Genomic DNA, 18,957 nt, shown 5'->3' on the forward strand with positions numbered 1-18,957 from the left:
CTATTTCGCCGCGTCCTTCGAGGGCATGCCCGACCCGGCATCGGGATCGGCAGGCCCTTGGCCTTCGACATGGCCGCCGAAGCCCAGCCGCATCGCCGAGAGGACCTTCTCCGCGAAGGTATGGCCCTGGCGCGAGCGGAAGCGGGCGAAGAGCGCGGAGGACAAGACCTCCGCCGGGACAGCTTCCTCGATCGCGGCCTCGATGGTCCAGCGGCCCTCGCCGGAATCCTGGACGAAGCCGGAGAAGCCCTTCAACTGCGGATCCTTGGCCAGCGCCGCGGCGCCCAGGTCGAGCAGCCAGGAGGAGATGACGCTGCCGCGCCGCCACACCTCGGCGATGTCGGCGACGTTCAGCTCGAAGCGTTCCTCTTCGGGCAGATCCTCGGAATCCTTGTTGCGCAGGATATCGAAGCCCTCGGCATAGGCCTGCATCAATCCATACTCGATGCCGTTATGGATCATCTTGACGAAATGGCCGGCGCCGGGCGGGCCGGCATGGATATAGCCCTGCTCGGCGCGCGCATCGCCATTGGTGCGGCCGCGCGTGCGTGGGATGTCGCCGCGGCCCGGCGCCAAAGCCGCGAAGATCGGATCGAGATGATCCACGACCGCCTTGTCGCCGCCAATCATCATGCAATAGCCGCGCTCGATGCCCCAGATGCCGCCCGAGGTCCCGCAATCGACATAGCGGATTCGTTTCTGCGCCAGCTCCTTCGCACGGCGGATGTCGTCCTTATAGAAGGAATTGCCGCCATCGATGACGATGTCGTCGGGCTGCAGCAGGGTGCCGAGATGCGCGACCGTCTCCTCGGTGATGCGGCCGGCGGGAAGCATTACCCAGACTGCGCGAGGCTTGCCGGTGAACGCCTTGACCATGGCCTCGAGCGAGGCCGCAGCAATGGCACCCTCCTTCGCCAGCGCCTCGCGCGGCTTGGCGTCCGCATCGAACACCACGCAACCATGGCCCGCCTTCATCAGGCGCCGGCAGATATTGCCGCCCATGCGACCCAAACCGATCACGCCAATCTGCATCGATGTCACTCCCTGGGAAAAGCGGTCGCTGGCGGCGGATGGTCTGGACCGGCCTCGTCAGGGCCGAACTTTAGGCGCGACCGAGCCCCCGGCGCCACCCGCGATGGCCCGCCATCAAGGTGCCAACGAGATGGGATCGATGATCGAGCCATTAAATCCGGCTCATTGTGACATTCGCGTGCGAATGCCCCCGCCGGACGGCGCTGTTCGCTGTGTGGGATTTAGGAGTGGTGTTCACGATGGTGGCGGCGGAGGGATTCGAACCCCCGACACAGGGATTATGATTCCCCTGCTCTACCGACTGAGCTACGCCGCCCCGTCGTGAAAATCTGCCCGGAACAAGATCGGCCGGCGCTCAGAGCGGCCGGCCGCGGGACGCAAGGGTATATGGCGAAGGCCGAACCCCTGTCAACCGGCCTGGAGTTCAGACCTAAATAATTGGATTTGCGCTAGATTTTGGCCCACCGGCCGGGCCGAAACGGGGCTCTTTTTCAGCGCCCGCTCAATCCCCCAGCATCGCGGCCAGTTTCATGGCGACGCCGAGCTTGCCCTCGACCTTCAGCTTGCCGGTCATATAGGCGAGCGTGGGATCGAGGCGGCCCTCCATCAGGGCCTTGGCATTGTTGGAGGTCATTCGCAGTGTCGTGTCGGCGCTGCCATCCTCATTGGTGATGACGGGGGCGCTGCCGGTGCCGTCCCAGATCACGAGACCGCCCTCGTCGAGCTCGATCTTGAGCTTGTAGCCCAAAGGCGGCAGGAACTTGACCTTCTCGTTCAGGATCTGGGTCAGGTCCTCGATCTCGCTCATGCTGCCGCCTCCGTTTTGGCTTCGTCGCGCCGGATCCAACCGCCACCCAGCACCCGGCTCCCGCGATAGAACACGCAAGCCTGGCCCGGCGCCACTCCCAATTGCGGTTCGGCCAGCTCGACTCGCGCTCCGCCCCGGCCGTCGAGCCAGAGTCGGGCGGGCACGGGCGCAGCAGCCGAGCGCAGCTTGACCTCGACCGCCTCGCCCTCGTCCCCGGACGGCTGGTGGGCCAGCCAATTCACATTGCCCAGGCGAACGGCGGCGATGCCGAGCGCCGACTTGGGGCCGACCACGAGGCGCCGACGCACGGGATCCAGGCGCACCACATAGAGCGGCTCGCCATCGACCTGACTCTCGGAGATGCCGATGCCGCGGCGCTGACCCACGGTGAAATGCAGCAACCCTTCATGACGGCCCAGCAGGCGCCCATCGACATGCACGATGTCGCCAGGCTCGGCCGCACCCGGCCGCAGCTTCTCGACCACCTCGGCATAGCGGCCCGAGGGCACGAAGCAGATATCCTGGCTGTCGGGCTTGGCGGCGACGCCGAGGCCCAGGCGCTCCGCGATGGCGCGAGTCTCGCGCTTCTCCAGATGACCGAGAGGAAAGCGCAGATAATCGAGCTGCGCACCCGTGGTCGCGAACAGGAAATAGCTCTGGTCGCGGCTCGGATCGACCGCGCGATGAAGCTCGGCGCCACCGGTGCCCTCGAGACGGCGCACATAATGGCCGGTGGCCAGCGCCGAAGCACCCAGTTCGCGCGCCGTGCCCAGGAGATCGCCGAACTTGACGCGCTCGTTGCAGCGCACGCAGGGGATCGGCGTCTCGCCGGCGAGATAGCTGTCGGCGAAATCCTCGATCACGGCCGCGCGGAACCGCGCCTCGTAATCGAGGACGTAATGATCGATGGAAAGCTGATCGGCGACGCGCTTGGCGTCATAGATGTCCTGGCCGGCGCAGCAGGCACCCTTGCGGCTGATCGCGGCGCCATGGTCGTAGAGCTGGAGCGTGATGCCTACCACCTCATAGCCGGCATGGGCGAGGAGCGCCGCCGCGACCGAGCTGTCGACGCCGCCCGACATGGCCGCGACCACGCGCGCGCCCGGCGCGACACCTTCCAGGCGCAGCGGCGCGGTCAGATCATCGAGGGTGGGTCCCTTCGGCATGGCCCGGAATATAAGGGGCCCGGCGGCGCTTGTCAGGAGCCGATGGCCGCAGCCGGAGGGGCCGGATTCCCCCGCAAAACCGCCGGTTTTGGCGTCCCGACCGGTGCCATCGCCCAGAAAAAAGGGGCCTTCCCCCGAAGGAGAAGGCCCCGGACGACGGGAGTACCGTCGTCGCTTTCGATGGAAGCCGTGCTTAGAGCACGTCGATCCGATGATCCTTGGTCTCGCGGATGAAGATCATCCCGATGACGAAGGTGATCGCCGCCACCACGATCGGGTACCAGAGGCCGTAATAGATGTCGCCCTTGGCGGCGACCATGGCGAAGGCCAGGAACGGCAGGAAACCGCCGAACCAGCCATTGCCGATGTGATAAGGCAGCGACATCGAGGTGTAGCGGATGCGGGTCGGGAACAACTCGACCAACATGGCCGCAATCGGGCCATATACCATCGTCACCAGGATCACGAGATAGAATAGCAGCAGCGCGACCATGAAATAGTTGATCTGCGTGGGATCAGCCTTGGCCGGATATCCCGCTGCCTTGATCGCTTCGCCGAGGGCCTTCGTAAAGGCTTCGTTCTTGGCCTTTAAGTCTTCGGGAGCCAGGCCTTTGCCCTCGAAGCTGTCGATCACGGTATCGCCGACCTTGATCTGCGCCACGGTACCCGCGGGGGCTGCCTCGTTTTCGTAATTGACCGAGTTCCTGGCAAGGAAACCCTTCGCAATATCGCAGGAGCTGAGGAACTTCGCCGTGCCCACCGGATTGAACTGGAACGAGCAGGCATCCGGATCGGCGATTACCGTCACCGGCGCGCTGGCCTGTGCGGCATAGAGTGCCGGGTTGGCGAAATAGGCGATCCCGTGGAACACCGGGAAATAAGTGATTACCGCGAGGAGGCAGCCGCCGAGAATGATCAATTTGCGGCCGATCTTGTCGGAGAGCCAGCCGAAGAAGATGAAGAAGGGCGTGCCGATGAGGAGGGCCACCGCGATCAGGATATTGGCCGTGGGGCCATCCACCTTGAGTGTCTGGGTCAGGAAGAAGAGCGCGTAGAACTGGCCCGTATACCAGACGACGGCCTGGCCCATGGTGAGACCGATCAGGGCCAGAAGCACGATCTTGAAGTTGCCCCAGCGCGCGAAGGATTCGGTGAGCGGCGCCTTCGAACCCTTGCCCTCGGCCTTCATCTGCTGGAACAGCGGCGTCTCGTTGAGTTTGAGTCGAATCCAGACAGAAACGCCCAGCAGGACGATCGAGACCAGGAACGGAATGCGCCAGCCCCAATCGGCGAAGGCCTCCTCGCCCATCCAGGTGCGCACACCGAGAATGACGATCAACGAGAGGAACAGGCCCAGAGTCGCCGTGGTCTGGATCCAGCTCGTCATGAAGCCGCGCCGGTTCGGGGCCGCATGCTCGGCCACATAGGTGGCAGCACCGCCATACTCGCCGCCGAGCGCCAGCCCCTGCAGCATGCGCAGCACGACCAGGATCACCGGCGCCAGGATGCCGATCGAGGCGTAGCTCGGCAACAAACCCACGATGAAGGTCGAGAAGCCCATGATCACGATGGTGATCAGGAAGGTGTATTTGCGGCCCACCAGATCGCCCAGCCGGCCGAATACCAGCGCGCCGAACGGACGCACGAAGAAGCCGGCGGCGAAGGCCAGCAGCGCGAAAATGAAGCCCGCCGTCGGGTTGACCGCGGAGAAGAACTGCTTGGCGATGATCGCGGCCAGCGAGCCGTACAAGTAAAAGTCATACCACTCGAACACGGTGCCGAGCGAGGAGGCGAAAACCACCAACCGCTTGTCCGTTATGCCGCGTTCCGCGCCGAGCTTGCCGGCGGTGCCTTGTTGAGCGCTCATGATTTTCCTTCCCTGGTCGGGCCACGAACCCGTTTCTTGAGGGAACGCCGGACGCTCCTTAGCGGGCGCGGCTCTTCCCGACTCTGCTTTTCGGCCGCTTTCCTGTTAGCGCCCCAGGCCCGGAAAATGACCCTATACTTTGGTCGGAGACGGGACTGGCTTCCTGACCGGGGATCGAGGGCCTAGCCTGCCATGACGATGTCGCACGGAACGCCCATTCTCGGCCTGTCGCTGGCCTATCTCGGCCTGCTTTTCGTGATCGCGCATTTCGGCGAGCGTCATGCGCGGTCCTGGGCCTCGAGCCGGCTCGCCCCCATCGTCTATGCCCTGTCGCTGGCGATCTACTGCACCTCCTGGACCTTCTACGGTTCGGTCGGACGCGCCGTGAACAACGGCCTGGATTTCGCGCTCATTTATGTCGGCCCGACCCTGGTGATCCTGTTCGCCCAGCCGCTCATGGCCAAGATCGTGCGTGTCGCCAAGCGCCAGAACGTAACCTCGATCGCCGATTTCCTGGGCGCCCGCTACGGCCGCAGCCGCGCGGTCTCGGTGATGGCCACGCTGATCGCGGTGATGGGCGCGATGCCCTATATCGCGCTGCAGCTTCAGGCGGTCTCCTTCACCTTCGCCGCGCTCTCGGGCGAAACCGGCGCCGCCGCGGCCAAAGCCGCCACACCGCTCTGGCAGGACACGGCCCTGATCGTCTCGCTGCTGATGGCAGCCTTCACCATCCTCTTCGGCGTGCGGCATGTCCAAGCCAGCGAGCAGCATCGCGGCATGATGATGGCGATCGCCATCGAGTCGCTGGTCAAGCTCTGTGCGCTGCTGGCGGCCGGCATCTTCGTGGTGTGGCAGCTCTATGACGGCCCGGGCGATCTCATGGCGCAATTCAATGCCGCCTCCCTCCCCTCGAATCCCACGAACCTGGCGCCCACCGCGAGCTGGATCGCCCTCACCGCGCTCTCCGCCATGGCTTTTCTCTGTTTGCCGCGCCAGTTCCATGTGGCGGTGGTCGAGCATCATCATCCGCGCAGCCTGCCGACGGCGCGCATCCTGTTTCCGCTCTATCTGCTGCTGATCAATGTCTTCGTGATTCCGATCGCGCTTGCCGGCCTGCATCGGCTGGGCGCCGACGTCGCTCCCGACCTGTTCGTCCTGATGCTGCCCCTGCAGTCCGGCGCCGACTGGCTGGTGGCGCTGGTCTTCATCGGCGGACTCTCGGCCGCGACCAGCATGGTCGCGATCGCCTGCATGGCGCTCTCGGGCATGATCGGCAACGAGCTGGTGATGCCGCTGCTGCTGCGCAGCCGCCAACCGAACGAGGGCAATATCGGCCAGCTGGCCCTGCTGGTGCGCCGGATCGCGGTCGTCGTCATCCTGCTCGCGGCCTTTGCCTATTACCGGGTCATCACCGGCATCCTGCCCCTGGCGACGATCGGCATGGTCTCGTTCTGCGCCGTATCGAATTTCGCGCCGGGCCTGATCCTCGGTCTCTATTGGCGACGCACCCATCGCCATGGCGTGATCGCCGGGCTGGCCGCCGGCTTCGCCATCTGGTTCTGGGCCGTGCTTTGGCCGACCATCGATCCGGCCGCGGCCATCGCTCTGCCGCCCGTGGGGCCGCTGGCCTGGTTCGATCCCCTGACCCGCGGCTTCGTGGTCGGGTTCCTCATCAATCTTGGCTTGACCGTGATCGGTTCGCTGCTGGCGAAGGCCTCGGCGCGCGACCTCTCCCAGGCCGATGCCTTCGTCTCCGGCGCCGAGGTCGAGCATAACGAGCCCGCGGAAGAGCCCGCCGCCACCGAACTCGACCAGCTGCGCGAACTCGCGGCCCGCTTCATCGGCGCGGAGCGTGCGAGCCAGGCTTTCGCCGGCCAGAAGCTTTCAGGCGCCGCGGCGCTCGAATTCACCGAGCGGTTGTTGTCGGGAACGATCGGGTCGGCCTCGGCCCGCGTGGTGGTAACGGCCGCCCGTCGCCGCGGTCTCTGGCTGCCCGGTACGTTCCGGGAAATGCTCGACGAGGCGACCGCCGCCATCCGCTACAACGCCGATCTGCTGCGCCGCACGCTCGATCATATGGGCCTCGGCATCGCCGTGTTCGACGATGGGGGACGGCTCGAGGTCTGGAACGAACGCTTCGCGAGCTTGACCGGCCTCGATCCGGAACAGCTGCGGACCGGAGCGACGCTGTTCGATCTGGCTCATGCCGTGCCGACCCTGGGATCGCTGGCACTCCGCACTAGGGCCGCGTTCCAGGAAATCCGCCTGGCCAGCGGCACCGTGACGGAGCTTCGCGTCGATCCCCTGTCCGATCGCGGCATCGTCATCACCGCCAACGACGTGACCGACCGGGTGAGCGCGGCCGAGGCCTTGCGCGACAGCGAGCGGCGCATCCGCATCATCACCGACAATGTGCCGGTGCTGATCGCCTATGTGGATCGCGAGGAGCGCTATCGTTTCGCCAATCGGCCCTATCAGGCGGCTCTCCAGCTGGCGTCGCGGGCTTCCGAAGGCCGCCGGGTCGCCGAGGCGCTGGAACCCGAGCGCTATGCGCGCCTCAAGCCCCATATCGACGCGGCCCTCGCGGGGCAGCCGCAGAGCTTCGAGATCGATTTCCCGATCAACGACGCCAAGATCGAGGTTGCGCGCGGCACTTACATCCCCCACCGCGACGAGCGCGGCGAGGTGCTGGGCTTTTTCCTGCTCTATGTCGATATCAGCGATCGCCGGCGTGCCGAAGCGGCGATGCGCCTCGCCAACGAGTCGCTCGAGCGCCGGGTCGCCGAACGCACGTCGGAGCTCGAAACTGCCCGCACGCGCGCCGAGGAAGCCAACATCGACAAGACGCGATTCATCGCCGCGGCCAGCCACGATCTCCTGCAGCCGCTGCATGCGACCCGGCTTTTCCTGGCCGCCCTCGGCGAGCGCCATCCGGACGACGAGCTGGTGTCGAAGATCGAGCTGGGGCTGAGCGCCGTCGACGATCTGCTCAACGCCCTGCTCGACATTGCCAAGCTCGATACCGGCACGGTGCGGCCCGAGCGCAAGCCGGTCCCGGTCGGTCCGCTGCTGCAGTCCCTGGTCGAATCCTTCATGCTGATCGCAGCCCAGAATCAGGTCGAGCTGCGTCTCGTCGAGTCCAACGCCGTGGTCGAGACCGATCCGACCTTGCTACGCCGCGTCCTGCAGAACTTCCTCTCCAACGCGATCCGATACGGCCAGGTGCCGGGACGTTCGGCTCGTGTGCTGATCGGCTGCCGGCGCCATGGCGGGACGTTGCGGTTCGAGGTGCATGACAATGGCCCCGGCATTCCGAAGGCGAGCCAGACCGAGGTGTTCAAGGAATTTGTCCGGCTGGGCCGCCGCGAAGGGAAAGGCGAACGAGGCCTCGGGTTGGGTCTCGCCATCGTCGACCGCATCGCCCGCATGCTGGGGCATCCCTTGCGGCTCGCCTCCGAACCGGGCCGGGGTTCCACCTTCTCGATCGAGATGCCGCTGGCGGCCGTGACGTCGCGCGCGGTTCCCGATCGCGCGCCCGATCGCGTGGCACCGCCGCCGGCCACGAGCCGTGCCGCGATGGTCGTCTGCATCGACGACGAGGCAGCGGTGCGCGATGCCATGACCGTGCTGCTGGCGAGCTGGGGCTGCGAGGTCATGGCCGTCGAGGACGCCGACCAGGCGATCGCCAGGGTCAATGGCCGCATCCCGGACCTGGTGCTGATCGATCTCCATTTGGGCGACGACCGGCCCGATGGTTTCGCCGAGATCGGGCGGCTGCGGTCGGCCTGGGGTCCGCGCCTGCCGGCCGCCCTGGTCACCGCCGATCGCGACGCCGCCAACCTTTCCCGCGCCCGCAGCCTCGGGCTCGATGTGCTGTTGAAGCCGGTGAAGCCGGCCCAGCTGCGTGCGCTCGTGACGCGCTACAGACCGACGCGGACGGCGTGAGGGACTCCTCCTGAGAAGCACGACTTCTCTCCAGGAGCTCGTTCCCCCACATCTCCGGAGAAGCACGACTTCTCTCCAGGAGCTCGTTCCCCCACATCGAGTTTGGCTGGACCGCCTCCTCTCACCCTGCCCTCTCCTCTCCTGAAGGCAAGGTGGGAGAGGAAGGAGGCCTCTGCTCTTTCATTCGCAAGCGCGGCCGTCCAGTATCTCGTATCATTGCACCTCGCTGAGCTGGAGAGATGCCGCCATGGCGACCACTTTCGCCCGCCTGAAGCTGCCGGACGCCATTCCCTGGCCTCCATCGGGATCGAAGCTTCTCTGGACGCTGGTCGGCGCATTGGCAGTGCCACTCTGGGCGACATGGCCGTTGCTGGCGGCCCTTACCACCACATCGATGCCGCTGTTCCAGTATCTCGCAATCATCTTTGCGACCGGAGCGCTTCTGCTCTTTGCCCTGCCGGCCTCCGGTACGGCGGTTGCCACCGGCCGAAAGTGCGGCACCGGCCTGCGAGCGTCGAGATGGCTCGCCGCCATCATGGTCGCGGTCGGCCTTCTTTTGTCAGACGTGCTCTTCATCATTGCGCTCCGCCATATCCCGGCAGCCGAGGCCAATCTCATCTTGTATCTCTGGCCGGTGATCGTCGTGATTCTTGCCGCCGCCCTGGGCCTCGCGGTGCTTCGAAGGCGCCACATCGGCGGCGTGGTGATCGGGTTGGCTGGAGCAGCGCTGGTTATCGGGGGCGGTGGAGGGGATCTGTCCTGGATTGGTGCCGGGCTTGCCGCGGGCGGTGGACTTGCCTGGGCACTCTTCGTCGTCTTTCGCCTGTGGCAAGGCGAAAACGCTCCCGACGCATTGTCGTGGGGGCTTGCGCTTTCGGCCGTCATCGCGTTCGCGATCCATCTCCTGCTCGAGGACTGGGTCGCGCCGACGCCTCAAGCGCTGATTGGTACCGCGTTGGTGGGGATCGCGCCGCTGGGGCTCGGCAACCTCGCCTGGGATCACGGCGTACGAAAGGGCAACCGCCTGCTGCTCGCCACTCTCGCCTATGCGACACCGCTTGTGAGCGCGCTGTTCCTGATTGCGGCCGGACTCGCAACACCGACGCTGGGACTGCTCGGCGGTGCGGCCCTGATTGTCACGGCTGGTGTGATTGCGGCCAAATAGGCTCGGGCGGCCTGGCGTTCGGCGGCCACGCGCACCGGAGACTCAGCCCCCCGCCGGCGTCGGGCTCGAGGGCTCGATGCCAAGCTTCTGCGCGATGATCACGGCCTGGGTGCGCGACTGGACGCCGAGGCGGCGCAGGATCTCCGTGACATGCGATTTGACCGTGGGCTCGGTGATCTGCATCTCGAAAGCAATCACCTTGTTGGGCTTGCCCTGCGCCATCAGCGCCAGCACGCGATGCTGCTGCGGGGTCAGTTGCGCGGCACGCAGCGCCAGATCGGCCTCGATCGGCGCCAGTTGATGATCGCGGGCCGCTTCCGGAAGCCACACCGCGCCCGCGAGGATGTCGCGGATGGCGTCCGCGATTTCCTGCGAAGGCGTGAATTTGGGGATGAAGCCGGCGGCGCCCATTTCGACCGCCTGGCGCATCAGTGCCGGGCTCCGCGCCGCCGAGACGATGGCCACCGGCACGGACGCATGGGAGGAGCGCAGTTGCGCGAGACCGGACATGCCGTTCATGCCCGGCATGTCGAGATCGAGGATGACGAGATCGGCGTCAGGCCGCCGTTCGACCGCCGCGAGGGTCTCGCCCAGCGAGCCGGCGAACTCGATCTGGGCTCCCGGGAAGGCCGCGTTCAAGGACAAGGCCAGCGCGTCGCGGACCATCGGATGATCGTCCGCAACGACGAAGATCGGCGCCGATGGCGTTACGGCGACGGCCATGGCTGACGGGTATCCTCCTCCCGGGTGAAACATCCCTGGCCGCCAAGCAACCGGGCATCACGTGGTTCCCGCGAAGCATAGCCGATTCCGGCGCCGAGGTGAGCTTTGTCCCCTCGGCCGAGAAGATCGTTCGATAGCGCAAGGATCAGGGCGTCTTGGGTTGTTGCTGCGGTGCAGCGGCGAGCTTCAGCTGAAGCTGGCCCAGGGCGACCGTGGTCTTGGGCTGCAGTCGCTCTGCCAGAAGGTCGAACGGTTCCTGGTCGCGGAACAAGCCGACCGGCACGGAGAAATGGCCGCGGTTATAGAGGAAGAGATTGCGGCCCGGCAGATTCCAATGCTCCGCGAGCGAGGCGCCACGCTTGCAAGGGGTGACGTTGTCGGCCCGCCCCAGCACCATGATGATGTTCGTGGGCGGCAAGGGCGCCATCAGGCCAGGATCGGTCAGCGCGGCGAACGCGTTCAGATTGGCTTCGCTCCAACCGGCCGCCTGCAGGGCCGCGGGCAGCCCAACCTGGCGCGAGATGCTGCTTTCGACCGCCAGCGCCGAAACGCTATCGCTCGTGGTGACCAGGAACAGAACATCGGGCCGGTGACGCTCGGACCAGGCCCGGGCCCGCGCGGCCGCCAGCTGCGCCGTCAGCGCGCCCATGCTGGTGCCACCAAACGCAACCCGACCGCGACCTTGCTGGCGGCACCAGCCGGCGACGATTCCCATTTCCCGAGCGCCGGTGGAAAACAGCTCCAGCGCGCCCAAAGGCTGGGTCGCGATGAAGCGCTCGCCGCCATACCAGCCCTGCGGCCGCCGCCGGACATGCCAGGGCGCCTCCATGCTGATGACGCGGATGCCGCGCGCGATCAGTCCAGCCTGGCTGTTGATCATGGCGCCGTAGGACTCGGGCTCGACCATGAGCCCATTGCCCTCGATCAGTGACGGGACGTTCTCGGCGGCCAGCGGTTCGACCACATGAGCCCAGCAGGTATCGCGATCCGGTCCGGGGGAGGCAAAACGCAACCAATACTCCCGACACCAGCTATGCTCGATCACGCGCGAACGTTCGACGGTTGGCAATGGTGATGGCAGGGCGAAGGCCTTGTCGGGATCGGCTCGAAACCCTGCATAGGCCGTCTCGACTTCGTCGAGGCTCGGAATATGAAAGCGTGCCGCGGGGATCTTATGACGCAGCACCAGGGGCCAGAACAGCGACCGGGCCCGCATCAAATCAAGACTTGTCTTGAGCCAAGTTTCTTTTGCCCGGACGAGTTCCGCCTGACCGGCATCGCGAGCGCCGAAAAAGCCGTCGAGCCAGGCCGCGTCCGCAGCCTTGAACGCAGCTTTGAGCTTCGTGACCTTGGCGAGGGCGCGCTTGGGGACTGCCTTCTCCGGCAGGTCGCAACCGATCTCCAGACGGAAGCGCTCGGTGCTGCCCTCTGCATCGAGGGCCGCGGCCCAGGCGCGCGAGAGCGGCATATAGATTCGAATCCCCAGGTGCAGAGCCACCCAGTCGAACCAGGGCCGCGCCAGTAACGTGGCGGCGGGCGAAGTCAGCAGCGCATCGATGCGGCCCCTCGGAATTGGAGGGACCGGGGTCGCAGGCGCAGGTGCGGCGGGGGCAGACATGTCAGATGCTCCGATGGGCTCGGGGTTACCGGCGTTCCTCGAGCCAGGCCGCCTGGATGGCTTCGAGGATCTTCTCGTTCGACCGTTTGGGATCGTCCGAGAACTCCTCGAGCTCCTGCACCCATTTCCACAAATCGGTGAAGCGCAGATTGATCACGTCGGCGTCGGGATGCGCCTCCTCCAATTGGATGGCGATCTCCTGAACGTCGGTCCAGCGCAATCCCATGATGCGGCCTCCTGGCCTCGAATGCCGCGAAACGATGCTGCGGAAGGTTTGAGTTATTTATCGACCATCATGTTGCGCGTGCCCTGCGGCAGCGACACGGTCAGACCGTCGAGCTCCTCGGTCATGCGGATCTGGCAGCCGAGCCGCGAGGTATGGGTCAGGCCGAAGGCCAGATCGAGCATATCCTCCTCGTCCTCGGTCGGTTCGTTCAGCACGTCGAACCACTCCGGGTCCACGACGACATGGCAGGTCGAGCAGGCGAGCGACCCCTCGCAGGCACCCTCGAGGTCGATATCGTTGCGGTGCGCGATCTCCAGGACCGACAACCCGATCGGGGCATCGACTTCCACGCGCGCGCCATCCGGCTTAATGAACGTCATCTTGGGCATTTAATCAGTCTCCGTCGCCAATCTCGAAAAACCAGGGCCCTTTGGCACCCGGCAAACAGGGGCCGCCTCGGCGGGCGCCCCAACCTCAGGCCGGCGGGACGCGCTCCGGTGCCACATCGGCCTCGATCTCGTCAAGCCTGTGTCCAGCGAGCGCACTGTTGATGGCGCGGTCGATCCGGCGCTGGGCGAAGGGTTTGCCAGCCTTTTCCAACTCCTCGACCAGCCCGTTAATCAAATCCCGGTCCTCGCCGGCGATGGCGGCTTTCAGCCGCAGGGCGGCCTTTTCCATGGTCTGGCGCTCCTCGGGAAGGGCCAGGGCGCCATCGACCCTGAGCGCCGCGTCCAGCGCCAGCAGCACGCGCTGGGCCTCGACCCGGGCCTCGATCAGCAGCCGGCGCTCCATATCCTCGCGGGCGTTCTCGAGGCTGTCGCGCAGCATGCGCGCCATGTCGTCCTCGCTGAGGCCATAGGAGGGCTTCACCTCGATATGCGCCTTGACGCCGGTGGTCTTCTCCTCGGCCGCCACGGTCAGCAGCCCGTCCGCATCGACCGCATAGGTCACCCGGATGCGCGCCGCCCCCGCCGTCATGGGCGGAATACCCCTGAGCTCGAAACGGCCCAGCGAGCGGCATTGATCGACCGTCTCGCGCTCGCCCTGGAGCACATGGATCAGCATGCCCGTCTGGCCGTCCTGGTAGGTGGTGAAATCCTGCGCCATGCCGACCGGAATCGGCGTGTTGCGCGGGATCACCTTCTCGACGATGCCGCCCATGGTCTCGATGCCGAGCGAGAGCGGCGTCACATCGAGCAGCAGGGCGCCGCCGCCTTGCGTCAGGGCCTGCGCCTGCAGGGCCGCACCCAGCGCCACCACCTCGTCGGGATCGATATCGGCCAGGGGCTCGCGGCCGAAGAGACTGGCGACCGCATGGCGCACGGCCGGAACGCGGGTCGAGCCGCCCACCAGCACGACGCCCTTCACCGCGCCGACCTCGATCTTGGCGTCTTCGAGCACGCCGCGCACCAGGTTAGCGGTCCGCTTCACCAGCGGCACGATCAGTGTTTCGAGCTCGGCACGGGTCAGCGCATGGCGCGTGGTCTTACCGCCGATCGCGATCTCCCAGGAGGCCTGGTCCTCGTCGGTCAGGGCTTCCTTGGCACGCCGGGCGGCCACCAGGAGATTCTTCGCCTCGGAGCTGTCGATGGTCTCGGCGATGCCGGCCTTCTTGCGCTCGACGAGGAAACGCTCGGCGATCAGATGATCGAAATCGTCGCCGCCCAACGCGGCATCGCCCCCGGTCGCCAGCACCTGGAACACACCCTTCTCGAGCCGCAGCAGCGAGATATCGAAGGTGCCGCCGCCCAGGTCATAGACCGCATAGACGCCCTCGGCCTCGTGATCGAGGCCGTAAGCCAGCGCCGCCGCCGTCGGCTCGTTGACCAGCCGCAGCACCTCGAGACCGGCCAGCCGCGCCGCATCCTTGGTGGCGTTGCGCGCCGCATCGTCGAAATAGGCGGGCACGGTGACGACCGCACGGTCGACATCCTGCCCCAGCCGCGCCTCGGCGCGCGCCTTGATGGCGCGCAGGATGTCGGCCGAGATCTCGACCGGCGTCAGGCGCCGGCCGCGGATCTTGAGCCGCACCATGCCGATACCGGTGGTCTCGTCGAGATCGTAGGGGAGCGCGCCACCCAGCTGCTTGAGATCGGCGGCCGAGCGGCCCATCAGCCGTTTGATCGAGCTGACCACGCCTTCCGGATGATCGAGCAATTGCTCGCGCGCCTTTTCGCCGACCAGCACCGAGCCATCGGCGCCATAGGCCACGACCGAGGGCAACAGGCCATCGCCTTCCTCGTCACGAATGACCTCGGCCCGGTCGGCGATCGCGAGTGCCACCACGGAATTGGTGGTGCCGAGATCGATGCCGACCGCGAGACCGCGATCCTGATCGTGGGGCGCCGGCGTCTGGCCGGGTTCGTGGATCTGCAGCAGCATCAGGCGGAGGCTCCCGCGAGCACCGCGCGCCGCCCGCGCAGCTCCTCGGCGAATTTGCGCCAATATTTGAGCCGCGTCGTTTCGCGGATCGCTTCGTTCCAGTCGCGTTCGGCAAAAGCCAGGCTCAGCGCCTTGATGCAATCCGCATCCTCGCGCTGCGCGCGCTCGGTCAGGCGCTTCACCGCGTCGAGATCCTCGGCTTCCGCCAGCGCCTCGCGCACTTCCATCGCTTCCATCAGCAGCTCGCGGTCTTCGATGGTGCGGCTTTCGCCGACCGGCGAGGCGATGCCGGCGCGCGCGAGCAGCACCTGCGCGCGCTTCACGGTATCCTTCAGGATCTCATAGGCCTCGTTGAGGCTCATCGCCTGGTTCTCGGCGATGGCGCGCTCGCGGGGACCTTTGCGCGCGAAACGATCGGGATGGAGGTTGCGCTGGAAACCCAGATAGCGCTTGTCGAGCTCGCCCATGTCGATGTCGAAGCGCGGTTCGAAGCCGAGGCGGGTATAGGCATCGGCCTCGCGCGGCGGCTGGACCGCGCCACAGACATGGCAGAACAAGGCGGCCGCGGCCACCGGCCCCTGGCAGGACCAGCAGGCGGCCAGCGGTCCCGTCGCCGCGCCGCCGCTTTCAGGGGCTGTCGTCCGGTCGGCCATGATCTGCTCTGCGCCATCCTCTGTCATCAAACGGGCGCGGACACCGTCGCCGGCCCCCGCGCCCCTGTTCTGGACTCTTTGCGGCCCGTCAGACGTGGAACGATTCGCCGCAGCCGCACCGGCCTTTTTCGTTCGGGTTCTTGAACACGAAACCCGACTGCAGCTTTTCCTCGACATAATCCATCTCGGTCCCGAGGATGAACATCGTCGCCTTCGGATCGATCAGCAGCGTCACGCCATGTTCCTCGACCATCTCGTCGAGCGGACCCTTTTCGTCCGCATATTCGAGCGTGTAGGAGAGGCCCGAGCAGCCCTTGGTGCGGATGCCGATACGGATTCCGACCGAAGGCTTGCCGCGCGCCGACAGCAGCGCGCGCACGCGTTCGGCCGCGCGCTCGGTCATGGTCAGCGCCTTGGGCCGCGGCCTTGCGGCACGCCGTTCGGTCTTGGGCGCCGGTGCCGGCGCGACAGTCGCGTCTGGCACCGCACGCTCGATCGGAGTCTGATCGTTCATTTTGCCTTCGCCGCCTCAGGAGCCGCGGCCACGCCGTTCTTCTCGCGATAATCCTTGATCGCGGCCTTGATCGCATCCTCGGCCAGGACCGAGCAATGGATCTTCACCGGCGGCAGCGACAGATGCTGAGCGATGTCGGTGTTCCGGATGGTCTCGGCCTCGTTGATGCTCTTGCCCTTGATCCATTCGGTCGCGAGCGAGGACGAAGCGATCGCCGAGCCGCAGCCGAAGGTCTTGAACTTCGCATCCTCGATGATGCCGTCCTTGCCGACCTTGATCTGCAGCTTCATGACGTCGCCGCAGGCGGGCGCACCCACCAGACCGGTACCGACATTCTGGTCGGATTTGTCGAGCGCGCCGACATTGCGCGGGTTCTCGTAATGCTCGAGCAGCTTTTCGCTATAGCTCATCGTCATTCACTCCTTGTTTCCAGTCACGGGTGTCACGCCGAAAGGCGCAAGCCCGTCAATGACCGGACCATTCGATCGATTTGATGTCGATGCCTTCCTGCGCCATCTCCCAGAGCGGGCTCAACTCGCGCAGCCGCTTGACCGCGCTTACCACATGCTCGACGGCATAGTCGACTTCCTGCTCCGTCGTGAAACGGCCCAGCCCGAAGCGGATCGAGGTATGGGCCAGTTCCTCCTCCACGCCCAGCGCGCGCAGCACATAGGAGGGCTCGAGCGACGCCGAGGTGCAGGCAGAGCCGGAAGAAACCGACAGATTCTTGATGCCCATCATCAGCCCCTCGCCCTCGACATAGGCGAAAGAGATGTTGAGGTTGCCCGGGATGCGCTGTTCCAGATCGCCATTGACGAACACCTCGGGCAGCGCCTTGGTGACGCCGTCGAGGAGCTTGTCGCGCAGGAAGCGCAACCGCTCGGCCTCCGCACCCATCTCGCGCTGCGCGATCGCAGCCGCCTCGCCCAGGCCGACGCAAAGCGGCGTCGGCAGCGTGCCGGACCGGAATCCCCGCTCCTGGCCGCCGCCATGGATCAAGGCCTCGAGACGAATGCGCGGCTTGCGCCGCACATAAAGCGCGCCGATGCCCTTGGGCCCGTAGATCTTGTGACCCGAGATGCTGAGCAGATCGATGTTCATCGCGTTGACGTCGAGCGGGATCTTGCCGACGGCCTGCGCGGCATCGGTATGGAAATAGACGTGGCGTTCACGGCAGATCTTGCCGATCTCCGCCAGCGGCTGGATCACGCCGATCTCGTTATTGACCGCCATGATCGAGACCAGCGCCGTCTTCGGTGTGATCGCGGCCTTGAGCGTCTCGAGATCGACGAGGCCGTTCTGCTGTACCGGCAGATAGGTGACCTGGACGCCTTCCATTTCCATATGGCGGGCACTGTCGAGCACGCATTTATGCTCGGTCACGGTGGTGATCATGTGGTTGCGCTTGTCCTTGTGGAAGCGCATCACGCCCTTGATCGCCAGATTGTTCGATTCCGTGGCGCCGGAGGTGAAGATCACCTCGCGCTCGTCGGCGCCGATGATCGCCGCCACCTGCGCGCGCGCCTTCTCCACGCCCGCTTCCGCTTCCCACCCATATTGATGGTTGCGCGAATGCGGGTTGCCGAATTTCTCCGTGAAGTAGGGCAGCATGACTTCGACCACGCGCGGATCGCAGGGCGTCGTCGCCTGGTAATCGAGATAGATCGGCATCTTCGGCGCATTGCTGCCGCGGGCGACACCCGATCCGTTCTTCTCCGGGATGTTGGTCTTCAATTCGAGGCTCATCGCAATCCCTATCCGGTCGATCTGTTCAGGTTCAAGCCGCAGTCTCGGTCTGCAGGCCCTTGGCATGACGCACCAGGAGCGAGCCCCAGGCCGTCAGAAACTCGTCGATATCCCGTTCCTCGTTCTGCCAGCCCAGGCTCACGCGGATGGCACTGCCGGCGAGGGTCCGATCGGCCCCCATGGCGCGCAGCACATGCGAGGACTGGACCCGGCCCGAGGAACAGGCGGCACCCGCGCTGACCGCGATGCCGGCAAGGTCGAGCGCGATCACCTGCGTCTCGGCCTCGAGGCCCGCCACCGCGAAGCAGCTCGTATTGGGCAGCCGCGCGACAGCCTCGGCGAAGATCCGCACCGAGGGCTGCAGCCGCTTCAATCCGGTCTCGAGCCTGTCACGCAAATCGCGAATTCGTTCCATGGCTTGTAAGTCGTCACGCGACTGCTGCGCCACAACCCCAAATCCGACGATGCCGGTGAGATTGGGCGTGCCCGCGCGCTGGCTGCGCTCCTGACCGCCGCCGGCAATCTGTGCCTGCAACACCATGCCGTCGCGGACATAAAGCGCGCCGGCGCCCATCGGGCCGCCGAGCTTGTGGGCGGACAGGCTGGCGAAGTCCACGCCGAGCGCATGGAGATCGAACGCCATCCGACCCAGGCCCTGCACCGCATCGCAATGAACGAGCGCGCCGTGAGCGCGAGCCACGCGAACGACCTCGGCGATCGGCTGGATCACCCCGGTCTCGTTATTGGCAAGCATGACTGACAGTAATGCCGGCGTCGGATCGATGTTCAACATCCGGTCCAGCGCCGTCAGATCGACGATGCCGTCGCGATCGACCGGAATGCGCTCGATTCCCGACGCCGCGGCCAGCACCGAATCATGCTCGACCGCCGATGCCAGGATGCGGGCACGGCCCGCGCCCTTCAGCGCCAGGTTGTTGGCCTCGCTGCCGCCGCTGACAAACAGGATCTCCGCCGGCTTCGCGCCGACGGCCTGCGCCACCGCTTCGCGCGCGCGCTCGATCGAGCGGCGCGCGAGGCGGCCGAAGCGATGGACCGAGGACGGATTCCCGACCTGTCCCAGACTCGACGCGACCGCCTCGATCACCCGGGGG

The 18,957-nt window shown here is 66.0% G+C and carries 16 protein-coding genes and 1 tRNA gene; 2 read left to right on the top strand and 15 right to left on the bottom strand.

Going from position 1 to position 18,957, the window contains the following annotated elements; translation table 11 throughout:
- The 5 genes from gnd to ACREE8_RS19985 form a co-directional block, all read right to left on the bottom strand.
- On the bottom strand, positions 1–1,032 hold the full coding sequence (gene gnd / locus ACREE8_RS19965) for a phosphogluconate dehydrogenase (NAD(+)-dependent, decarboxylating) (protein ID WP_431574767.1): 1,032 nt from the start codon (positions 1,030–1,032) through the stop codon (positions 1–3).
- Between the two features lie 240 nt (positions 1,033–1,272).
- Positions 1,273–1,348, bottom strand: a tRNA-Met gene (locus ACREE8_RS19970).
- Between the two features lie 186 nt (positions 1,349–1,534).
- Entirely contained in the window at positions 1,535–1,840 is a 306-nt protein-coding gene (locus ACREE8_RS19975) for an SCP2 sterol-binding domain-containing protein (protein WP_431574768.1), read from the bottom strand.
- Positions 1,837–3,006: a tRNA 2-thiouridine(34) synthase MnmA gene (mnmA, locus tag ACREE8_RS19980; RefSeq protein ID WP_431574769.1), complete on the bottom strand. Its 1,170-nt coding sequence runs from the start codon at positions 3,004–3,006 to the stop codon at positions 1,837–1,839. Before mnmA ends, ACREE8_RS19975 begins: the two co-directional genes overlap by 4 nt.
- Before the next feature lie 193 nt (positions 3,007–3,199).
- On the bottom strand, positions 3,200–4,873 hold the full coding sequence (locus tag ACREE8_RS19985; protein ID WP_431574770.1) for an MFS transporter: 1,674 nt from the start codon (positions 4,871–4,873) through the stop codon (positions 3,200–3,202).
- Positions 4,874–5,065: 192 nt separating this feature from the next.
- On the opposite strand from ACREE8_RS19985, the gene ACREE8_RS19990 reads away from it, so the two are divergent.
- Both ACREE8_RS19990 and ACREE8_RS19995 read left to right on the top strand, forming a co-directional pair.
- The gene (locus ACREE8_RS19990; protein WP_431574771.1) at positions 5,066–8,818 is read left to right on the top strand and encodes an ATP-binding protein; all 3,753 of its coding nucleotides are present in this window, start codon (positions 5,066–5,068) and stop codon (positions 8,816–8,818) included.
- A 247-nt stretch (positions 8,819–9,065) separates the two neighbouring features.
- A complete protein-coding gene (locus tag ACREE8_RS19995; RefSeq protein ID WP_431574772.1) occupies positions 9,066–9,983 on the top strand; it encodes a DMT family transporter in 918 nt (305 codons plus the stop codon).
- A 42-nt stretch (positions 9,984–10,025) separates the two neighbouring features.
- Here the strand turns inward: ACREE8_RS19995 and ACREE8_RS20000 are convergent, their stop codons facing one another.
- From ACREE8_RS20000 to ACREE8_RS20045, 10 genes are all read right to left on the bottom strand, one after another.
- Positions 10,026–10,706 (bottom strand): response regulator, encoded by a 681-nt coding sequence (locus ACREE8_RS20000; RefSeq protein ID WP_431574773.1) that lies wholly within the window; start codon positions 10,704–10,706, stop codon positions 10,026–10,028.
- 145 nt (positions 10,707–10,851) lie between these two features.
- The gene (locus ACREE8_RS20005; RefSeq protein ID WP_431574774.1) at positions 10,852–12,324 is read right to left on the bottom strand and encodes a hypothetical protein; all 1,473 of its coding nucleotides are present in this window, start codon (positions 12,322–12,324) and stop codon (positions 10,852–10,854) included.
- A gap of 25 nt (positions 12,325–12,349) precedes the next feature.
- Positions 12,350–12,550 carry a Fe-S cluster assembly protein IscX gene (iscX, locus tag ACREE8_RS20010; RefSeq protein WP_431574775.1) on the bottom strand — a complete coding sequence of 67 codons (201 nt, stop codon included), beginning with the start codon at positions 12,548–12,550 and terminating at the stop codon, positions 12,350–12,352.
- A 53-nt stretch (positions 12,551–12,603) separates the two neighbouring features.
- Positions 12,604–12,939, bottom strand: a complete 336-nt coding sequence (locus ACREE8_RS20015; RefSeq protein WP_431574776.1) for a ferredoxin family 2Fe-2S iron-sulfur cluster binding protein — start codon at positions 12,937–12,939, stop codon at positions 12,604–12,606.
- An 85-nt stretch (positions 12,940–13,024) separates the two neighbouring features.
- Entirely contained in the window at positions 13,025–14,932 is a 1,908-nt protein-coding gene (gene hscA / locus ACREE8_RS20020) for a Fe-S protein assembly chaperone HscA (protein ID WP_431574777.1), read from the bottom strand.
- Positions 14,932–15,585 carry a Fe-S protein assembly co-chaperone HscB gene (hscB, locus tag ACREE8_RS20025; RefSeq protein ID WP_431574778.1) on the bottom strand — a complete coding sequence of 218 codons (654 nt, stop codon included), beginning with the start codon at positions 15,583–15,585 and terminating at the stop codon, positions 14,932–14,934. Before hscB ends, hscA begins: the two co-directional genes overlap by 1 nt.
- 88 nt (positions 15,586–15,673) lie before the next feature.
- A complete protein-coding gene (locus ACREE8_RS20030) occupies positions 15,674–15,988 on the bottom strand; it encodes a HesB/IscA family protein (RefSeq protein WP_431574783.1) in 315 nt (104 codons plus the stop codon).
- Between the two features lie 107 nt (positions 15,989–16,095).
- The gene (gene iscU / locus ACREE8_RS20035; protein ID WP_431574779.1) at positions 16,096–16,509 is read right to left on the bottom strand and encodes a Fe-S cluster assembly scaffold IscU; all 414 of its coding nucleotides are present in this window, start codon (positions 16,507–16,509) and stop codon (positions 16,096–16,098) included.
- A 55-nt stretch (positions 16,510–16,564) separates the two neighbouring features.
- Positions 16,565–17,845 (bottom strand): IscS subfamily cysteine desulfurase, encoded by a 1,281-nt coding sequence (locus ACREE8_RS20040; RefSeq protein ID WP_431574780.1) that lies wholly within the window; start codon positions 17,843–17,845, stop codon positions 16,565–16,567.
- A 31-nt stretch (positions 17,846–17,876) separates the two neighbouring features.
- Positions 17,877–18,957, bottom strand: a 1,081-nt coding sequence (locus ACREE8_RS20045) for a cysteine desulfurase family protein (protein ID WP_431574781.1), incomplete at its 5' end; no start/stop codon positions are given.

Source organism: Hypericibacter sp., from assembly GCF_050729195.1.
Taxonomy (GTDB): Bacteria; Pseudomonadota; Alphaproteobacteria; order Dongiales; family Dongiaceae; genus Hypericibacter.

Coding starts and splice junctions, on each gene's coding strand:
- ACREE8_RS19995 (WP_431574772.1), top strand. CDS start 9,066: ATGGCGACCACTTTCGCCCGCCTGAAGCTGCCGGACGCCATTCCCTGG.
- iscU (WP_431574779.1), bottom strand. CDS start 16,509: ATGAGCTATAGCGAAAAGCTGCTCGAGCATTACGAGAACCCGCGCAAT.
- ACREE8_RS20015 (WP_431574776.1), bottom strand. CDS start 12,939: ATGCCCAAGATGACGTTCATTAAGCCGGATGGCGCGCGCGTGGAAGTC.
- ACREE8_RS20005 (WP_431574774.1), bottom strand. CDS start 12,324: ATGTCTGCCCCCGCCGCACCTGCGCCTGCGACCCCGGTCCCTCCAATT.
- ACREE8_RS19975 (WP_431574768.1), bottom strand. CDS start 1,840: ATGAGCGAGATCGAGGACCTGACCCAGATCCTGAACGAGAAGGTCAAG.
- mnmA (WP_431574769.1), bottom strand. CDS start 3,006: ATGCCGAAGGGACCCACCCTCGATGATCTGACCGCGCCGCTGCGCCTG.
- ACREE8_RS20040 (WP_431574780.1), bottom strand. CDS start 17,845: ATGAGCCTCGAATTGAAGACCAACATCCCGGAGAAGAACGGATCGGGT.
- ACREE8_RS19985 (WP_431574770.1), bottom strand. CDS start 4,873: ATGAGCGCTCAACAAGGCACCGCCGGCAAGCTCGGCGCGGAACGCGGC.
- ACREE8_RS20000 (WP_431574773.1), bottom strand. CDS start 10,706: ATGGCCGTCGCCGTAACGCCATCGGCGCCGATCTTCGTCGTTGCGGAC.
- hscA (WP_431574777.1), bottom strand. CDS start 14,932: ATGCTGCTGCAGATCCACGAACCCGGCCAGACGCCGGCGCCCCACGAT.
- gnd (WP_431574767.1), bottom strand. CDS start 1,032: ATGCAGATTGGCGTGATCGGTTTGGGTCGCATGGGCGGCAATATCTGC.
- iscX (WP_431574775.1), bottom strand. CDS start 12,550: ATGGGATTGCGCTGGACCGACGTTCAGGAGATCGCCATCCAATTGGAG.
- ACREE8_RS19990 (WP_431574771.1), top strand. CDS start 5,066: ATGACGATGTCGCACGGAACGCCCATTCTCGGCCTGTCGCTGGCCTAT.
- ACREE8_RS20030 (WP_431574783.1), bottom strand. CDS start 15,988: ATGACCGAGCGCGCGGCCGAACGCGTGCGCGCGCTGCTGTCGGCGCGC.
- hscB (WP_431574778.1), bottom strand. CDS start 15,585: ATGGCCGACCGGACGACAGCCCCTGAAAGCGGCGGCGCGGCGACGGGA.